This window comes from Brucella haematophila (assembly GCF_005938105.1).
Taxonomy (GTDB): Bacteria; Pseudomonadota; Alphaproteobacteria; order Rhizobiales; family Rhizobiaceae; genus Brucella; species Brucella haematophila.
On sequence record NZ_VCPE01000003.1, the window covers coordinates 356150 to 374738 of the forward strand.

Sequence of the window (18589 nt, forward strand, 5' to 3'; positions counted from 1 at the left end):
CATGACCGAACAGAATAACAGTTCAGACGAAATCACTTTAATCATTGGTAGCTATACGGATTCGCTGCCACATGTGCAGGCGCGGGGGCAGGGAATCAGCATTCTTCGCCTGTCGAAGGAAACCGGTCGTCTAACGCCGGTTTCGCATTTCGCCGGGCTTCGCAATCCGACTTATCTGACGCTCTCTGCCGACAAAAAGACGCTTTACGCGGTAGAGGAACTTTCCGAACAGGATGGTGCGGCTGCGGCGGCGCTCAACTTCGATAAGGACACGGGCGACTTACGCGTGGTTGGTCGCGTCGATGCTATGGGCGACTGGCCTTGCCACGTTGCGTTGGACAAAGCCGAAAGCAGGCTCTTCGTTTCCAACTATCTGAGCGGGAATTTCGTAACCTGCGCACTCGATGCCGCCGGTGTCCCAACCGGCGCGGTGGTCAATATTCAGCGTAACGGAACGGGTCCGAATGAGAGCAGGCAGGAAGGGCCGCATGTCCACTGTGCAGCAGTCACACCCGATGGCAACCATGTTTTGATTTGCGATGCAGGAACAGATGAAGTTGCACGTTATTCACTTGCTGAAGGCCTGATCGCAACAAGTCCAGATCTGGTGGTGAAAACCAGAGGCGGTTATCTGCCGCGACACATGGCGCTTTCTACCAATGGGTCGAAGCTCTTCGTCGTGCATGAGCTGGGTTGCTCGGTCAGCGCATATGCCCTTGGCGACGATGAAATTCGATTGATCCAGGAGGTCTCCACCTTGCCTGCGAACTTTATCGGTGAATCGGCTTGCGCAGCGATCCGTGTTCATCCGAACGGGCGTTTCGTCTACGCATCCAATCGCGGTCACGATTCCATCGCCGCTTTCAAGATAGATGTCGAAAGCGGGAAAATGGAGGCCATTGACTGGTATTCGACGCAGGGTGAAACGCCGCGCGATTTCGCAATTGATCCGAGCGGACACTATCTGGTCGCAGCCAATCAGGACGGCCATTCGGTTGCGGTTTATAAGATTGACCAGACAAGCGGGACGCTTTCGCCGTTTGGCCCAACCTATGAGATCGGCAGTCCGGTCTCTGTGGTGTTTGCGTGAAGCTCAGTCGTTAAATTTATTAAACTCACAGGCGATGTCGCGGACACAATCCGCCATCGCCTTGAGAATTGGCTCCGCCGGGCTCTCTTCGAACCTATATCGCGGCATGCTGACACTGATACAGCCCAGAACCAGCCCGTCCCGATCAACAACAGCGCGACCGTAGCAACAGATATCGTCCTCATTTTCTTGCAGATCAAGCGAAAAGCCCCGCTCCCGCGTTGCTTCGATTTCGCGGGCGAAATCCTTGCGTCCGCTAATCGTATGGTGCGTTCTGGGAGGCAAGGGAAGTGTATCGAGGATGGTCTGGGTTTCCGCCGGGTCGAGCGCTGCAAGCCAGGCTTTGCCAACAGAGCTGGAGTGAAACGGAACCCTCGTGCCGACCCGAGACATCATCCTGACGGTCCGGTTGCTTTCCAGCTTGTCGATATAGATCATTTCATTGCCGCTGCGGATCGCTAGATGGATCGTCTCATCAATGGCGTCGCGCAGCCGCACCAGCGGTAATTCCGCCGCTTGTCTCAAATCCGAACGCTCCCAGCTGCGTGCGGCAAGGCTGATAAGCCGTGGGCCGAGCAACAAGGCGCCTGATCCACGGGCTTCCGTCAGCATTCCTTCTGCTTTGAGCGCGGCGACGATGCGGTAAACCGTTGGGCGGGGCAATGTGACCAACGCTGCAAGCTTGGCCGTCGTCAACGGTTGTTGCTGGTCGCTGACGGTCTGCAAGACCTGCATGAAACGGGAGAACGCGGCGGTGCCAGATACTTTTTCCTGTGTCGTCAGGATATGTCCTCCCTGTTTTTGGCGGTCCGCCGGATCATGGTCAGGCTATCAGGTAGCCGCCATCGACTGGCATGACAATCCCGGTGACAAAAGCCGCTGCAGGGCTGCAAAGAAACGCAACAGCACCAGCAATATCCTCGGGCTTGCCCCAACGCTTCATCGGGGTGCGGTCGAGGATCGGAGCAGAGCGTGTGGGATCGTCCTGCAAAGCCTGCGTCAACGGAGTGGCTATCCAGCCCGGAGCGACAGCATTCACCCGGATGTCATCGGGGGCATAGGCGAAAGCCAGCGACTTTGTGAGCTGAGCCACGCCACCCTTGCTGGCGCTGTAGGCGGGGACCAGTCCGCCGCCAAAGAAGGACAGCATGGAGGCGGTGTTGACGATGGCGCCCTTGCTGGCGGCAAGTTTGCCGCGCGCCGCAGTACAGACACGCATCGTTCCGGTGAGATTGATGGCGAGTACTTTTTCAAACACGTCGAGTTCGTGTTCCTCATGTCGCCGGATGACGCCCGCGCAATTGACCACCATGTCAAGTTGGTCGAGACCGTCGATCAGCGCCTGCACGCCATTCGCATCGCAAACATCCAGTTCATGATAGCTGATGTCGAGGCCTGCTTCCGGCTTTGACTGGTCGCTACCAAGACCGACGGCGACAACACTTGCACCGAGCTTGGCAAGTCCTGTCGCGATGCCGGCTCCGATGCCGGTTGTGGCTCCGGTGACAAGCGCCAGTTTCCCTGAAAAAAGGTCGGGGGCATAGGTCATGATGAATACTCTTTGACGGGTTGAGAGAATTTTTGGCGCGCGATAACTGTTGCAAAAGGCAGGACGTAGACCTGCCTTTTGCATTTTCCTTAATACGGGCCGCCCTTTGGATTAGCGGATAAACTGATCGACATAATCGGCGCCTAGGCCGATTTCTTCATAATGCTTGCGGCACATATCGATCTTGGTGAAGACGTCTTCGTAGCCGTTATTATTACCCCAGGGATCGACGTAATACATGCAACCGTTGACCTGGAAATAGGTGATCATTTCTTCCACGCCTTCATCGACGACAAGGGTATGGATTTCGCCCGGTGGTTCGAAGGCATAGGACCCTTCGGTGGCGATCCAGTCATGTTCCAGATAGCGCCAGCTTCCTTTGAGCACCAGCGCGTGAACCGGGCCGGGGTGACGATGGCGGCTGAGCACGCCGGACTTACGAACTTTCAAAAGGTTCATCCAGTAACCGGCTGACCGGTTGAGGCACAAAGGCCTGAACCAGACATTCTCGGATTGCGGAACCCAGATGCGTTCGTCAGTTGGAATGGCGTTGGGCACCACCAAATCTGGCAGCATTTCTATTGGCTGCGGCTTTTGATAGGGCATCCGACGCAATGTTTCAGGGTCGATATCCCCGGGCGGTTGCGTGACCACGGCTCCTCCTTGTTCATATAGCGGACTTAAAGTCTATAATATGAAACTAACAGTCATCAAACTGACATGTCAATTTAAAACTGACATGTCACATTTGCAATTGTTCTGGAGCACTTCGACCGGAGCCACAACATGCGAATTCTGATGGGCAATCAAATTCCGTCTGTGCATAAGGACAGGCCGGTCTGGCGGTCGCCTAGCGGTACTTTGTCGCCTTCTTCGACGTGTGCAGCCTTTTAAAAGGCATCCCCGACAGTATGGTAGGCTGAAGTCTATGCGCCCGACCGCTCAAGAGTAGTTCGATGCTATTCTTCAACCCATCGGCGCTCGGATGCAGTGAGGTGTGCATGCATAGCGACTTGCGCCGCAAAGGGGTCTTTCGCCCGTAACGCAATTAAGATGGCATGATGCTCTTCAACCGCTGATCGCCACGTATTCGGGCTCTCCGTATCCCGTCGCATCCGTTCGGAGATCGGGCTGTGTCTTTCATCGAAGAGCTTGATCACCATATTGGTCAGAACGCTGTTTCCCACCACCGATGCGAGCCCAATATGAAATTGTCTATCGTGTTCGACAGGCTTTCGATTGGCTTCGATTTCTAGCGTCATTGCTTCAAGAACGCTTTCCAATTCTGTTAATGCTTGCTCGCTGATTTGTGCCGCACATTGCGCGATCAAACCACATTCGATCAAAACTCGCGCCTGCATTAATTCAACAGGGCTTTCACCCAATGACTGATCGTTCACATCTGTGTCGGCGGGAGCCAGCACATAGATGCCAGATCCAGACCGAATTTCGATGACGCCTTCAATTTCGAGCGCAATCAGCGCTTCGCGAAGCGATGGACGGGAAATCCCCAGTTGCTGCGCAAGATCACGTTCAGCCGGCAGCCTTGATCCGGATGTCAATGAACTTGCAACGATGAGTTCGCGGATCTGATCCGCTATCTGCTGATAGACACGTCTGGTTTCAAGCATGTGGTAAGACCAAAATTGCTGCGAGCGATTATTTTCAATGCCATTTTTCACATTCTATCCCAGTTCATAAGAAATTTCGAGAAAGCGGCTTGACCAAATTTCTATTTTCCCCCATCAAGTGGCAACTTTTGACAGAGCTTTAGGAGGAGGAGCGCGATGAGGGGTCTTTCTGCAAAGAAGCCATCTGAAACGGCTCCTGCGCTGTTGAAACTCGACGACGTATCAAAAGAATTTCCCGGAGTGAAAGCTCTTTCGGGCGTTAGTTTCGATCTGCGCGCCGGTGAAGTTCATGCTGTCTGTGGAGAAAATGGCGCTGGTAAATCGACGCTGATGAAAATCATCAGCGGTGTATATCAGCCAAATTCAGGTTCGATCACCTACAAGGGCGCGCTGGTCCGGTTCGCTTCGACGCTGGAGTCGGAAGCGGCTGGTATCGCTATCATTCATCAGGAACTGAATCTCGTACCGCACCTGAGCGTTGCGGAGAATATCTATCTCGCACGGGAACCCCGGCGGGGCTTTCTGGTCGATCGAAAGAAGTTGATCGCAGATGCCAAGCGTTGTTTGGACCGGCTCGGAGTAAGTATCGATCCGAATGTGCAGGTGCGAACGCTTTCGGTCGCCCAATGTCAGATGGTGGAAATCGCGAAGGCGCTTTCCCTGAACGCAAATGTGCTGATTATGGACGAGCCGACCTCGTCTCTGACTGAACAGGAGGCGCAGCTTCTCTTCAAGGTGATCCGTGACCTGAAAAGCCAGGGCACCGGCATTATTTATATCTCGCACCGGCTGGATGAGATGCAGGAAATTGTTGATCGCGTTACGGTTTTGCGCGATGGGCGATATGTCTCGACCGATGATTTTGCTGACCTCACCGTCGATGAAATCGTTGCGCGAATGGTTGGGCGCTCTTTGGAGGACAAGTTTCCCGAGCCGACCCGTCGGCCTGCTGACGATGTCATTTTCTCGGTGAAAGGCCTGACAAGGCGCGATGTTTTCGAAAACATAAGCTTTGATGTTCGTCGCGGTGAGATCCTCGGCTTTGCCGGACTTATGGGCGCGGGACGAACGGAAGTAGCGCGGGCAATTTTCGGTGCTGATCCGCTTGATGCGGGCACGATTATGCTCGACGGCAGAGAATTGAAGATATCAGATCCACGCAGCGGGATCGATGCAGGCATCGCTTACCTGTCTGAAGATCGCAAGGCTCAAGGTCTGGCCATCGCGATGCCCGTCGATGCCAATCTGGTAATGGCGCGCCTGCAGGCGGTCAGTAACAGTCTCGGCGTCATTGACCGCAAGCAGCAGCGGGACGCGAGTCAGCATTATGTTGATCTTCTGAACATCAAGACGCCGAGCCTCAATCAGCCGGTTCGCCTTCTGTCTGGTGGCAATCAGCAGAAGATTATCATCGGCAAATGGCTGTTTCGTGAGCCGCGAGTCATGTTCTTCGACGAGCCCACCCGTGGCATCGACGTTGGCGCGAAATTCGCAATCTATCAGATCATGGACGAGCTTGCGGCGCGTGGTATCGCGGTCGTTTTGATCAGTTCTGAATTGCCGGAAGTGCTTGGGATGTCTGATCGCATCGCCGTCTTTCATGGCGGGCGCATCGCTGCGACGCTCACGACGCGAGACACCAATCAGGAAGAGATCATGCATTACGCGTCCGGCAGTGGTCGGCGCGGCGAATAAGGATAATCAGCATGGCGGACGTAACCAGCGACAAATCGGAAGAGCAGCCACAAGTCCCGGCAGGGAAAGGGCGACGTCTCAGCGAGCGGCAAAAGGATATTATTCAGAAGTTTGCCGCACTCGGCAGTCTTGTCGTGTTGGCTGCGATCTTCTCCGCAACGAGCAGCGCTTTCTTCACCGTCGGCAATGGGATGACAATTGCGCTTCAGGTTACATCGATTGCATTGCTTGGCATCGGTGCGACCTATGTCATCATCACCGGCGGTATCGATCTGTCTGTTGGGTCGGTACTCGCGCTCGCTGGCGTTGTCGCCGCGCTGGCTGTCAAGGAATTACAGCTGCCCATTTGGATATCAATGCTGCTCGGTATTCTGACTGGATCGCTTTGTGGACTTATCAACGGGCTCGTCGTCACAAAGTTGAAGTTGCCTCCCTTTATCGCCACGCTCGGCATGATGCTGATTGCCCGCGGTGTTGCGTTGCAGATAACCGGCGCCCGCGCAGTTTCGGGACTGGGAGAAAGCTTCGGTGTTTTGGGTAATGGTTCGCTTTTTCGGTTCGAGTCTATCGATGAACAGGGATTTCCGGTCGTTACCTTTCCGGGCATCCCCTATCCCGTTGTCCTGATGATTTTAATTGCAGTCGTTGCTGCATATGTTCTCAATCGGACCGTGTTCGGCCGACATATCTATGCCATTGGCTCCAACGCTGTTGCAGCGCGTCTGTCGGGCGTCAATGTTTCGCGGATTACCATCTATACCTACCTGATCTCAGGCACGCTCGCAGGATTGACCGGCTGTGTGTTGATGTCGCGACTGGTTACGGCACAGCCGAATGAGGGCGTCATGTATGAACTTGATGCCATCGCCAGTGCCGTCATCGGCGGGACCTCATTAATCGGCGGCGTAGGCACGATCTCCGGAACCTTTATTGGTGCGTTCGTCATCGGGATTCTGCGCAACGGTTTGAACATGAATGGCGTGTCCGCCTTCACTCAGCAAATCATCATCGGCCTTGTCATTCTGGTCACCGTTTGGATCGACCAACTGCGCAATCGCCGCTGAAGAGGAGGACGGGAAGGGTAGGGCCTTCCCCCGTTTCGAGCTCCGGTCGGGTTCGGTTAGTTGGAGGAAAAAATGGGTAAATTCAAAACTGCGCTTCTCGCTTCGGTCATGGTCTTTGGTGGTTTGTCCACTGCTTCGGCTGGTGAAATTGCTGTTATCGTCAAGACGGTCAATTCGACCTTCTGGCAGAACGTTCAAAAGGGTGCTGATGCTGCCATTGCCGACGCAAAGGGCGAGCACACGATGACTTTCCAGGGGCCTGCATCGGAGTCGGCTATCGCCGATCAGGTCAATATGGTCGAAAATGCGGTCAACCGCAAAGTCGACGCCATACTCCTTGCACCTTCCGATCCTGATGCGCTCGTGCCAGCTGTGAAAAAGGCTTGGGAAGCGCGCATCCCGGTTGTCATCATCGACAGCCAACTCGCCGACGGTGCCGAGAAATACTATCAGTCCTTCTTGTCAACGGACAATAAAAAGGCTGGCGAACTCGCCGCTAAGGCTCTGATCGACAAGGTCGGAACCACCGGCAAAATTGCGGTTATGTCTTATGTTGCTGGAGCTGGGTCCGAAATCGGTCGTGTGGGCGGTTTTACCGACTACATAAAGGCTAATTCGAAACTGGAAATCGTCGGACCGTACTACTCACAGTCGCAGATGGCCACTGCGCTTAACCAGACGACCGATGTTCTTGCTGCCAACAGCGACCTGAAGGGCATTTTTGGAGCGAATGAGCCGACCGCAATCGGCATGGGCCGGGCGATCAAGCAGGCAGGCAAGGCGGGCAAGGTTACTGCAATCGGTTTCGACGGAAACCAGGATTTGCAGGAATTCGTCAAGGATGGCACGCTCGCTGCAACTGTTGTTCAGGGCTCCTACCAGATGGGCGATATAGGCGTTGCGACGCTGCTGAAGCTACTCAAAAAGGAAAAGGTCGAAAAGACAATCGATACTGGCGTCGTTGTTGTCACAAAGGACAATGTCGACAAGCCGGAAGCGAAGAACGTTCTTTACTAAGTTAAGGCTGGCGCGCGGAACATATCCGCGCGCTCTTTTCGGTTAGATTGGGAATCGGCTCATCATGAAGGTTTCAGACAAACGCAAGTTGCGCAATCGTGACGTCTCGTTCACGCTAATGGGTCTCGGCTGTGCCCAGATGGGTAATCTCTATCGAGTGACGAGTTATCAGGAATCTCTGAGTGCTTTCGATGCGGCTTGGGATGCTGGTATCCGTTATTTCGATACAGCGCCATTTTATGGCTATACGCGTTCAGAGCGTCGCCTCGGCACCATGGTCACGGAGCACAAGCGCGACGAGTATGTGCTCAGCACGAAAGTTGGACGTATCATGGTGCCGGACGAAACTGTCGGGCCAGAAGAAGACGCTTATGTGGAGCCGCTGCCATTCCGGCCGACTTATGATTACAGTTACGATGCGATCATGCGTTCCTTGGAAGCAAGCCGCCAGCGCATTGGTGTGTTTGCTCCTGACGTTCTGTACATTCATGACATTGGTCGCGCCACCCACGGCGATCGTCATCAACACTATTGGGACCAGCTGACCAAGGGCGGCGGATTCAAGGCGCTTGGAGAACTGCGGTCTGCAGGTTTGGTAAAGGCCGTCGGTTTGGGGGTCAACGAATGGCAGGTCGTATCCGATGCGATGCAGGAATTTGACATCGATGTCTCCATGCTAGCTGGCCGCTATACCTTGCTTGAGCAGGAAAGCCTTGATCTTCTCGACCGTTGCCACCGTGCAGGCGTTGGTATCGTCGTGGCGGGTGCTTTTAATTCGGGTCTTCTGGCAGGCAATCGAAAGTTCAACTATGCTGAAGCGCCGAGCGATCTCCTTGGCCGCGTCGATGAGATTCAAGCGGCATGCGAATCCGAAGGCATTACCATGCAAGCGGCTGCGCTGGCCTTTCCCGCATTGCATCCGGCTGTGGTCACGGTCGTTTCGGGTGCTCGCAATGGCGAACAGATGAAGGCAAATGTCGATTGGTTCGAGCAGGAGATTCCAGCTTCCCTTTGGGTGCGCCTGAAGGATAAGGGCGTGATTTCGGCCGACGCGCCAACCGGTTGATCTGGTGTAACAATATTGAAGGCAATGTTGGCCCAGGACAGTTGACCGCAACTCTCCTGGGCTTTTATTTTTCACGTAGGTTTTGGCCGAATTTCTGGGGTCGTTATCCAAGAATAACTCGAACCCACTTTATGATTTCATCACGCTCTTGAAGCGAGGCGGTGAAAACTTGGAGGCGTGCCAATTATTCTCTTGTAAGCACGGCTGAAGGAGGCTTCGGAGTCATAACCAAGTTTGTTGGCGATGGAGGCGACGCGCTGGCCTTCACGTAGCCACTGGTGGGCCTGTTGCATCCGCGTGCGCGCCACATAACGGGCAGGGGTTTCCCCCACGATATCAAGAAATCGCTGGGCAAAACTCGACCGTGACGCGCCCATGATACGTGCCAGTTCCTCAACCGACCAGTGGCGAGCAGGGTCAAGATGAACTGCCGCAAGTACTCGACCCACTTCATGATTGCGCAATGCGGCAAGCCAGCCTGTTGCCTCACCGCATCCATGCTCGACCCAGCTGCGTATCATCGTTGCTGTCAGGACGTCGGCCAGCCGCGCCAGAATCCCACACGCTCCAACGCGGTTCATCTCGGCTTCTCGCGACATGCTTTCAAGTAGAGACGGAATGGAAGGTTCTTTGATTGCAAAGTCGTTTGCTCGAATAAACCCCGGCATCAGTTGAAGAAGAGGATGGAACCTGTCCAGATTGAATTTCATAACGGCAAAGAAAAGCAGATTTCGAGCGTCGGCGTTGGGGCATTCGACATTGACGATGCCGTCTACGCTTTTACTTGGAAAATCGCTGATCGGTACGGGTGTGATGCCGGGACTGCTGGCAATCACATGTTCGTCTCCGCGCGGGAGGAGGACGGCATCGCCGGGCCTCAACTCATGCCAATCGCCGTCCGGCGATTGAATCCAGGCTGAACCCGAGACAAGAAAGTGGAACCGCGCCGGCTCACCGGATGGGAACAGGGTTGCCCATGGAGCACATGGCTGGCAGCGGCCATATTCAACGCCGTCAAGTCTTATGCCGCGCAGAATCTCCGTAAGTGGATCGATCATCGTGGTCTCGGCAGATTTGGACGAATTGTCATGTTATTCGGATTTACTATCATAGAAACAACGAAGCGTCACTCCTATTTTCTGTCTAACTTAGGAAATGGAGTTCGCCATGGACATGAAGATAAACTCGCGAAATGAATCCCGGGACGGGATTGAGGAGGCGGTGTGGCCTGCTATTATTTCGCTCTCTCTTGGCGTTTTCGGGCTCGTAACGGCTGAGTTTTTACCGGTTAGTCTGCTCACGCCGATTTCTGCCGACCTTGGTGTGAGTGTGGGCGCAGCCGGCCAGTCAATGACAATGACCGCGATTGTCGCTGCATTCGCTGGACCGGGCATCGTTATTGGGACGAAGCGCTTCGACCGGCGCTATGTTCTTTTAAGTCTCACTTTCGCACTCATCCTGTCCAGTCTCTTGTCGGCTTTCGCAAACAGTTTGACTGCTCTTTACGCGGCCAGAATTCTTTTAGGCGTGGGACTGGGCGGCTTCTGGGCGATGTCCGTTGCATTGGCGATGAGGCTTGCGCCCAGTAGGATTCTGCCGAGAGCTATGGCTGTGATCATGACAGGCGTTTCGGTGGCTACGGTATGCGCAGCGCCTTTGGGGGCCTGGGTCGGGGCGACATTCGGATGGCGCTATGCCTTTTTTGTTGCAGCGGCTATCGGAGCCGTAACCTTCATCGTACAGCTTTTGACAGTGCCGTCGCTGCCTTCTTCGGGTGATGCCAGCATTCGTACACTGGTGGCGGTGTTACGCCGCCCTATTATTCGTGTCGGCCTTACCACTCTTCTTTTCGTCGTTGCCGCCCACTTTGCCAGCTTTACATATATCCGGCCATTTCTGGAGAATGTCCCGCAGTTCGGCATCGACTCGATTTCGGGAATATTGCTTGCATTTGGCATCGGTGGTTTCTTTGGGAACTTGCTTGGCGGATTTATGTCTGAGCGAAGCACCCGAATGTCTTTGGCGATCGCGGCCGCCGGCTTGTCACTGGCAACGATTGTGCTTTTCGTTTTCGGCTCCGTGCCCGTTGTGGCCATCGTGGCAACAGTGGTCTGGGGGGTAGCGTTTGGAGCGGTGCCGGTCAGCGCACAAAGTTTCACGACACGCGCTGCGGGAGATGAAGCGGAAAGCGCAGGCGCATTGATGTTGACGACATTTCAAATCGCGATATCAAGCGGTGCGGTTCTCGGCGGGGTGCTTGTTGATCTGCAAGGAGCTGCGGGCAGTCTGCTGTTCTCGGCTGTGGCTGCAATAGCTGGAGCGACTCTGATAGCCACAAGTGCCACTGCGAGGATACAGATGGCTCAATGACGACCGAAGCAAACAGGGTGGCTCATACTTTCGTAGCCACCCTTTCAGTTTTGATCGGTAATCTATGGGTAGGGTTGGCAGTCGGCGATGATCGTCTCCCAATTCCCTCTATCTCGTCAAACTGTTAGAATACTCTATCCGAGAGCGGCGTTGATGGCCGCTGCGATTGCAGAATCGCTTATGGGCTTGCGCACGATGGTTATGTCGCGAAGATTTTCGGGGATGAGCACCCTGTCACTATAGCCTGTCGTAAAAAGAAACGGGATTTTCAGCTTTAGAAGCAGTTCGGCGATATTCTCCGAAGTACGGTCTCCCAGATTAAAATCGAGAATTGCAAGGTTGGGTTTGGTTCTTTCAATCATCTCAAATGCCTCTGGTGCACTGGAGGCAAGATTAATATGTTCGGCGCCCAATTTTCGTAGGGTGTTTTCCATATCAAGGGCGATCAGGCTCTGATCTTCGACAACCAGAATCTTCATTCCATTGATGTGGGTTTTCTCGACAACGTCTTTTGGAATATCTGCCGTGATCAACTCGTCGTTTAATTGCGTCACATATACAGATGGAACAGAAAACTGCGCCTGAAGCCCATCCCGGTGGTATTCGATTTTGACTTTTCCCCGGAGGTCGTACTCGAAAGAATTTCTAATCAGCTTGCTACCGAAACCTGTTCGTGACGGCCATGTAACGGATGGCCCGTTGGTTTCGTTCCAGAATACTTCGCAATCACCGGAGACTTCCAGTTTCCAGCTGATCTTCAGGCGTCCTTCCGGAACCGAAAGCGCGCCGTACTTTGCAGCATTTGTCATCATCTCGTGAAAGACCATGGCGATTACGCCAAATGCTCGTTGATCGAGATAGACCGGTGGACCTTCCAGAGTTATGCGACCTGGTGCATCGCTATAAAGATTGACCTCAGTTTTGAGCAGATCTGCTAGCGAACCGCCGTTTTCACCGTCCAAAGACTGGTCGTGTGCCGATGCGAGCGCGCGTAATCGCCCTTCAAGCGTTTGGGCGTAGTCAGCAACATTTGCAGCGTTGGCTCCTGTCTGCAACGCAATTGATTTCACCAGAGAAAGAATATTCTTAACACGATGATTGAGTTCGGCGTTCAACACCCGACGTCGCTGTTCGGTTTTTGCTCTTTCCTGTTCAGACAGTTCATTTTGCCGAAGGATGACGTCGCGTAAGTAAGTGCCAATCGACTGCGCTACTGAGAGATCGGTAGTGGTCCAGGGGGTTGAACGCCCGCGAACTTCTTCCCGCCAGGTATCGAAGCTGCCTCTGGGCGTTAATCTGGAACCGAAAGGTGTTTCGACGGTGGTTTTCACCGGTTCGCCCGCCCATTCGATGGCGTGGGCCTCTTCATTGCGGAACAGAACAAGATAATCACTGAACGCCATGGAAAGTGGAATTGCGAGCATGCCTGCAACACTTCCGGTATAGTCGGTCAGGTGGGCCCTGATTTCCTGGCTCGCCCAAAGTTCGCGTGGAGATTCATCACCTGCGACTTTGAGCAGTTGGCGCGTTTGATGTTCGTTGAGCGTATCGCCACTTTGAAGCCACTGCCCGTTCATCCACAATGCAGCTCCGTTGCCCGCAACGAGTTCGGAAAACCGGCTGAGTTGTTCCCCCAGACTGTCTCGAATTTCGTCACCGATACTCAGTTGCGATACAATAGCGTCGAGCTTGGTTCTTGCGTCTGCGGTGATCTGCAATGTTTTTCGTCTGTCACAATCGGCGATATGCAGCGAAAAATACTGCCCGAACAGTTCAGCGCCTATGCGCAGGGGAAGAGGGGTGACTTTCGGGCTGTCGTGATGACAGGAAATCAGGCCCCATAATTCACCATCAACGACAATCGAAATCGACAGAGAAGCGGAGACACCCATATTCTGCAGGTACTGACAATGGATCGGGGAAACACTACGCAACTGTGCAAAGGACATGTCGACAGCAGGTTCGTCTGCCGCCAGTGAGGGACAAAGTACGATCGGCTGATAGGATGTGTCGGAAATCATCCTGATTGTATTGACGAGATAGAGGCGCCGGGCCTGCAGGGGGATATCAGATGCAGGAAAATGCTGTCCCATGAAGCTGCCAAGTGTCGGTGACTTTGCCTCTGCGATGACGCGACCTGCTCCGTTATGGAGAAATTGATACACCATCACGCGGTCGTAACCCAGCATGGCCCTGACGAGGCGCGCGCCTGTTGCAGCGACCCTCTCTACCGTTTCCTCGCGACCAATGCGATGGATGACGCTACGTGTGAGATCGAGTGCCTGACGAGCACTTTGTCCTCGATCCGCGCAGGGTTCTATTTCGACGAAAGTCCTTCCCATATGTGTATGGATCACAGCGTCAAAAAGCGTGGATTTGCCTGGAAAACGAAGCCCAAGCACCACAGACGATAAGCCCGGCTCTCTCGCCTTGGCGGCGGCGTTACGGAAATCATGGGCATTTTTCTCGCCAACAATAAAAGAAATGGCGGTACCAGGGATCAAATCCCCTCCATAGCCCGTTATGCATGGAATATTAGCCGAAGCAAAAAGGAGATTTTGGCCAGACTGATCCATAACGAGCATTGCGCCGTGCGGTTGGATCGATCCTGGAATATGGATTGGTTCGCGATCGCAATTGGTGAGATTGACAGGTTCGGACACATTCATTGCGGCAGAACTTTCCCGGACTTAACCGTTCGTGAGCGCACCTTTTGCAGGATTGCTAAACTATCTGAGAGCTGAAAACGGTAAGACGTTGCGACCGCTGACAAACGAAAATATCTGTTGAGATTGTAGTATCAACGATGAAGCACACAAACAAACCCATCTTTTCAAAGGGTTACGGTAATTACGTCTAAAAGTAACATAGACTGAAAGGATCGTCCGTCCACTATTGGACACAACGGCCGCGAAAAGAGGAACTCGACTGTATGAATTTAACATCGACCCACGAGATGTCGGGCAATCTGCTTCTGATGATGCTCAATGAGGAAGACCGGCAAAAGCTGCTGCCCCATACGGTCTTCTACGAACTTGAGGCGGAAGCTGTTTTGCAGAAGGCCGGAGATGATGTTGTTCACACCTGGTTTCCGTGCGGATCCGCGTTGGCGAGTTTTCAGCGCTGGGTCGACGAAGATAACAGCGCTGTCGAGATTGCGTTGATCGGAAGGGAAGGGGCTGTGGGAGGTATTGTGTCGAACGGGAGTTTACCCGCCTATGCCACCGCCATCGTCCGTAATTCGGGAAGCTTTGTCAGGATCAAAACGGCTGCACTCGAACAGTTGAAGCTGGATTCCATTTCGCTTCGGCACTGGTTTGCGCGCTATTCCGATTGCCTGATGGCTCAGGTATTTCAAACAGCCGCGTGTAACGCGACCCATACGATAACGCAGCGAACTGCTAAATGGCTGCTATCAGCGGCAGAACGAACCGGCACCGATCAGTTTGAGATGACGCACGATCAGTTATCGGAAATGCTTGGAGTCGGCAGGACTTTTGTAACGCGCATTATCGGTCAATTGCGCAATGAGGGCATTATCGTCACCAGGCGCGGATTGTTCATCATAAAAGACAAGAGCGCTTTGAAGCGCAAATCGTGCAAGTGCACACAGGAAATCGAAGAGCATTACGATGCCGTAATGCACGGAATCTATTCATAACGATATTATGTAGTCTTGGACCGAATAACGAACTATGGAAAGTTTTGCTGATGAATCAACGCACTGTCCTGCAACGTCGTTGGGATTTGAAGGCGGCTACCGCACCCTACCACGAACGGATTGACAGGCTTGGTTCGTTATATGGCATGTTCAATTCGTTGGACGCCTACCGGAAATATCTGGAAGCCACCTGGCACAGCAGATTGGCTCTGGAAACACTGCTGGATGTCAGTGACCTGAGACGAGTATTCTCAGATTGGGATAATCATAAAATTCAATCTGAACTTCAAATGGATTATGCGGATCTGTCGGACGGGGAAGAACTGAAGAAGCCGGAATTGCAGTTCGTCGCAGCGACGCCTGTCGATCTGCCTTCAGCGATTGGTACGCTATACGTGCTCGAAGGTTCCGCTTTGGGGGCAACATTGCTCATCCAGAAGGCGCGATTGCTTGGTCTTGATGCCGGGTACGGTGCGCGACACCTGGCAAAGCAGGTCGGAAACCTGGCCGGTTGGAAGAAGACTGTTTCTTTGCTTGAAACCATGTCGCTCGACAAAAAAGATGAAGAACGGTGCATCGAAGCCGCGATTGACAGCTTTCGCACGTTTGAGATCAATTACGAGAAAGCATTTGGTGAGCCATAAGATCACGAGCAAAATAAGAGATTGCTGAGCTGCTATGAATTCACATAGCTGATGCATGATTTATTGCGAAGAAGGCAGAGTTCCAGAGTGCTGCTTGTGATGACGCCCTACATTTGAAATCTGGTGTGATCCAGATTAAATCTGTTTGCGTATAATGCTGATGAACACAAAAGTTTCTTTCCTCTCGCAACAGTGGCACATGGAAGCTCAGCATAATTTACAGGTTCTGGCTTCGCTACATCTGAGCGTATGGGGTTTAATACGGATGAATGGACAGACCGCACCTGAAGATCAGCCCTCAATGGAGGAATTGATGCTGGCGGTCAGTTCTCGACGCGACGTGGACGCTTTCGAGGTGATTTTCAAGCATTTCGCACCCCGGGTGAAGGCCTATATGGCCAAACTGTCTGCTGATACGCAAACAGCGGAAGAATTAATGCAAGAGACCATGATTGCAGTTTGGAACAAGGCAGATCAGTTTGATGTTGCCAAAGGAGCCTTGTCGACCTGGATTTTCACCATCGCACGAAACCAGCGCATTGACGCAGTGCGGCGCGCCCGTCGCCCGGAATTTGACCCAACCGATCCCTCCTTTGTGCCCGATGAGGAACAGCCCGCCGATTTAAGGATTGCCGAGCGGCAATCCGCCAGTCAGTTGCGCGCGGCAATGGCTGACTTGCCGAAGGAGCAATCCACCTTGCTCGAACTCGCATATTTCGAGGAAAGCACGCATAGCGCCATCGCGAAGAAGCTGAACCTCCCGCTTGGCACGGTTAAATCCCGCCTGCGGCTGGCATTCAACAAATTGCGCGCAGCGCTCGATAATTCGGGAGCGCACTGATGGATATCAAGCATCATCTGAGCGACGAACTCCTTTCAAGCTATGCTGCAGGCACGTTGGCCGAGGGTTGGAGCATAGCAGTCGCCACTCATCTTGCGCTTTGCCCGGCCTGCCGTTTAAGGCTCAAGCAGTTTGAACAGATTGGCGGTCAGCTTCTTGACGCGGTTGAGCCGCAGAAACTCGAAGCATCCACATGGGATAATTTCAAGGACAGGTTGCAGAAAACACCGCAATCAATGGAACAATCGGCACCGCGGTGCGAGATAAAGCAGCCTGCCGTGATACCGGAACCGCTGCGTTCCTATGTCGGTGGCGATTTGCAGGACCTGAAATGGAAATCGCTTGGCCGGGGCGCCTATCAGGTGCCAATCGAGACCGGCGATAGCGAAACGCAGGTTCGCCTTTTGCGAATTCCAGCAGGGAAGCCAGTGCCAGAACATGGGCATGGCGGTCGTGAACTGACATTGGTGTTGAGCGGCAGTTTCAATGATGGAACCGGGCTCTTTGCGCGCGGCGACATTGAGGAAGCGAATGCTGATCTCGTGCATCAGCCGATTGCCTCACCGGATGGCGATTGCATCTGTCTTGCGGTGACTGACGCGCCGCTCAAGTTCCAGAGCTGGCTTATGCGGCTCGTGCAGCCATTGATTGGCATCTAAAGAAAAGGCGGCATAATTGCCGCCTTCTTCATGAATTCAACACGACGATTGCCGCATTCAACGCTGTCGCCAGAGATAGCCATATGAGGTAAGGCACGAATAGTAGAGCCGAGATACGATCTGGTTGCCACGCGCGCATGATAAACAAAAGCACGCAAAGCCAGACACCGATGATTATGACAAGCCCCAGCACAGTCATATGTGCGCCGAAGAAAATCGGCGTCCAGATGAAGTTCAAAATCATCTGGCCAAACCAGGGTCCGCGCCGCCTCCATCCGCTGTCACTTATCCACGTGCGCCAGCCTGCAATGGCAATGAAGATATAGAGTATCGTCCAGATGGGGCCAAAGGCTGCATTCGGCGGGGTAAACCAAGGCTTTTGAAGCGCTGCATACCATTCGCCCGGCGGGAAACCGATGCCGATTGCCATTCCTACAACAATGATGACGAAGACGAAGACGGCCAGAAGACCCCATTTTTGCATATGCTTACTCCAGTCTATCCGCTGATCCGCGACGTAACCCAATAGCCAATATAGGCTGACGCGGCAGACAGGACAGTGCCCCAGACCACGTCTGCGATTGTCAGGGTCCATGACCAGTTTTTCAAAGTGGCCTGATTGGTCAGATCATAAGTCGCATAAGCGACGAATCCGAGAAGCGCCCCGTGCACGAGCGTGACTGTGCCACTATCGGCCAGAAGTCCGGGCCTTACCGCAAAGAAAACCAGCCCGAACACGAAGACTACATAGAAAACGATAGCTGGCGCGAGGCGAAAACCCGGCGCAAGCATGTCGCCCATGACAGGGCGGTAAAACACGTTCGCCATGTTGGATAGCCACACGGAGTCGATTGCCAGAAATGCAACCGCTGTCACCACATAGGCTATAAGATAATCTTTCATCGATAGCTCGCTCTCTTACTTGATGCGGGTCCAACCCACATTGCGACACAGGATGCCAGCCAGAACGCAGCCATTGGTCGTCATAGTGTCGCCGTCGACTTTCACGCTGATCTTGTAGGTCAGGTTGCGTTGCGGATCGAAAGCCGTACCTGAATATCGCCCGTCCGCAGTTTCGTTGATGCTCATCACCAGCCGGTCGCCGGTTTTCTCTTTCGGTGTTCCGGGCTTGATCCAGGTGTTGGTGGCGCAAATGTCCTTGCCGCATCTGGCAACTCTCACCCGCGCATTGCCATCTCCGCGCGCCCAGTTACCGTTGATCTCAGCCGCCTGCGCCGAGAAGGGAAACAACACTGTCATCATGCCGACCGTCAGTATCCATTTCATCGACGCTTCCTCCGT

Annotated in this window: 19 protein-coding genes; 10 read left to right on the top strand and 9 right to left on the bottom strand. The window is 53.6% G+C overall.

Translation table 11 applies throughout. The features are described 5' to 3' along the window. Position 1 precedes the first annotated feature (1 nt). A complete protein-coding gene (locus FGI60_RS06830; protein ID WP_171058717.1) occupies positions 2–1090 on the top strand; it encodes a lactonase family protein in 1089 nt (362 codons plus the stop codon). 3 nt (positions 1091–1093) lie between these two features. Here FGI60_RS06830 and FGI60_RS06835 read toward each other — a convergent pair whose 3' ends face one another. The 4 genes from FGI60_RS06835 to FGI60_RS06850 form a co-directional block, all read right to left on the bottom strand. Next, the gene (locus FGI60_RS06835) at positions 1094–1825 is read right to left on the bottom strand and encodes an IclR family transcriptional regulator (RefSeq protein WP_138784507.1); all 732 of its coding nucleotides are present in this window, start codon (positions 1823–1825) and stop codon (positions 1094–1096) included. Positions 1826–1913: 88 nt separating this feature from the next. After that, on the bottom strand, positions 1914–2639 hold the full coding sequence (locus tag FGI60_RS06840) for an SDR family NAD(P)-dependent oxidoreductase (protein ID WP_138784508.1): 726 nt from the start codon (positions 2637–2639) through the stop codon (positions 1914–1916). A gap of 111 nt (positions 2640–2750) precedes the next feature. Further along, positions 2751–3245 carry a 2,4'-dihydroxyacetophenone dioxygenase family protein gene (locus FGI60_RS06845; RefSeq protein ID WP_138784653.1) on the bottom strand — a complete coding sequence of 165 codons (495 nt, stop codon included), beginning with the start codon at positions 3243–3245 and terminating at the stop codon, positions 2751–2753. Between the two features lie 353 nt (positions 3246–3598). After that, complete coding sequence (locus FGI60_RS06850; protein WP_138784654.1) at positions 3599–4270, bottom strand: FadR/GntR family transcriptional regulator; 672 nt, start codon at positions 4268–4270, stop codon at positions 3599–3601. 156 nt (positions 4271–4426) lie between these two features. On the opposite strand from FGI60_RS06850, the gene FGI60_RS06855 reads away from it, so the two are divergent. The 4 genes from FGI60_RS06855 (at position 4427) to FGI60_RS06870 (ending at position 9112) form a co-directional block, all read left to right on the top strand. Next, on the top strand, positions 4427–5965 hold the full coding sequence (locus FGI60_RS06855) for a sugar ABC transporter ATP-binding protein (protein ID WP_138784509.1): 1539 nt from the start codon (positions 4427–4429) through the stop codon (positions 5963–5965). An 11-nt stretch (positions 5966–5976) separates the two neighbouring features. Further along, positions 5977–7029: an ABC transporter permease gene (locus FGI60_RS06860; RefSeq protein WP_138784510.1), complete on the top strand. Its 1053-nt coding sequence runs from the start codon at positions 5977–5979 to the stop codon at positions 7027–7029. Positions 7030–7101: 72 nt separating this feature from the next. After that, on the top strand, positions 7102–8046 hold the full coding sequence (locus tag FGI60_RS06865) for an ABC transporter substrate-binding protein (RefSeq protein WP_138784511.1): 945 nt from the start codon (positions 7102–7104) through the stop codon (positions 8044–8046). A gap of 64 nt (positions 8047–8110) precedes the next feature. Then, entirely contained in the window at positions 8111–9112 is a 1002-nt protein-coding gene (locus FGI60_RS06870; RefSeq protein WP_138784512.1) for an aldo/keto reductase, read from the top strand. Between the two features lie 140 nt (positions 9113–9252). On the opposite strand, the gene FGI60_RS06875 is transcribed toward FGI60_RS06870, so the two are convergent. After that, complete coding sequence (locus FGI60_RS06875; protein WP_138784513.1) at positions 9253–10170, bottom strand: AraC family transcriptional regulator; 918 nt, start codon at positions 10168–10170, stop codon at positions 9253–9255. Between the two features lie 109 nt (positions 10171–10279). Between FGI60_RS06875 and FGI60_RS06880 the strand changes: the two genes are divergently transcribed. Then, the gene (locus FGI60_RS06880; protein WP_138784514.1) at positions 10280–11482 is read left to right on the top strand and encodes an MFS transporter; all 1203 of its coding nucleotides are present in this window, start codon (positions 10280–10282) and stop codon (positions 11480–11482) included. Between the two features lie 134 nt (positions 11483–11616). On the opposite strand, the gene FGI60_RS06885 is transcribed toward FGI60_RS06880, so the two are convergent. Next, entirely contained in the window at positions 11617–14151 is a 2535-nt protein-coding gene (locus tag FGI60_RS06885; RefSeq protein ID WP_138784515.1) for an HWE histidine kinase domain-containing protein, read from the bottom strand. 263 nt (positions 14152–14414) lie between these two features. Between FGI60_RS06885 and FGI60_RS06890 the strand changes: the two genes are divergently transcribed. The 4 genes from FGI60_RS06890 (at position 14415) to FGI60_RS06905 (ending at position 17287) form a co-directional block, all read left to right on the top strand. After that, positions 14415–15143, top strand: coding sequence for a Crp/Fnr family transcriptional regulator (locus FGI60_RS06890; protein WP_078340013.1), 729 nt, complete (start codon positions 14415–14417; stop codon positions 15141–15143). 50 nt (positions 15144–15193) lie between these two features. Then, positions 15194–15787 carry a biliverdin-producing heme oxygenase gene (locus tag FGI60_RS06895; RefSeq protein WP_138784516.1) on the top strand — a complete coding sequence of 198 codons (594 nt, stop codon included), beginning with the start codon at positions 15194–15196 and terminating at the stop codon, positions 15785–15787. A gap of 301 nt (positions 15788–16088) precedes the next feature. After that, positions 16089–16628, top strand: coding sequence for a sigma-70 family RNA polymerase sigma factor (locus FGI60_RS06900; RefSeq protein WP_138784655.1), 540 nt, complete (start codon positions 16089–16091; stop codon positions 16626–16628). After that, positions 16628–17287: a ChrR family anti-sigma-E factor gene (locus FGI60_RS06905; protein ID WP_138784517.1), complete on the top strand. Its 660-nt coding sequence runs from the start codon at positions 16628–16630 to the stop codon at positions 17285–17287. Before FGI60_RS06900 ends, FGI60_RS06905 begins: the two co-directional genes overlap by 1 nt. 28 nt (positions 17288–17315) lie before the next feature. On the opposite strand, the gene FGI60_RS06910 is transcribed toward FGI60_RS06905, so the two are convergent. Genes FGI60_RS06910 through FGI60_RS06920 form a run of 3 tightly spaced genes read right to left on the bottom strand, consistent with a single transcriptional unit; the run spans position 17316 to position 18574 of the window. Beyond that, positions 17316–17771, bottom strand: a complete 456-nt coding sequence (locus tag FGI60_RS06910) for a TspO/MBR family protein (RefSeq protein ID WP_138784518.1) — start codon at positions 17769–17771, stop codon at positions 17316–17318. A gap of 14 nt (positions 17772–17785) precedes the next feature. Further along, positions 17786–18190, bottom strand: a complete 405-nt coding sequence (locus FGI60_RS06915) for a DUF2177 family protein (protein WP_138784519.1) — start codon at positions 18188–18190, stop codon at positions 17786–17788. 15 nt (positions 18191–18205) lie between these two features. Next, entirely contained in the window at positions 18206–18574 is a 369-nt protein-coding gene (locus tag FGI60_RS06920) for a DUF2147 domain-containing protein (protein WP_138784520.1), read from the bottom strand. Between the last annotated feature and the right edge of the window lie 15 nt (positions 18575–18589).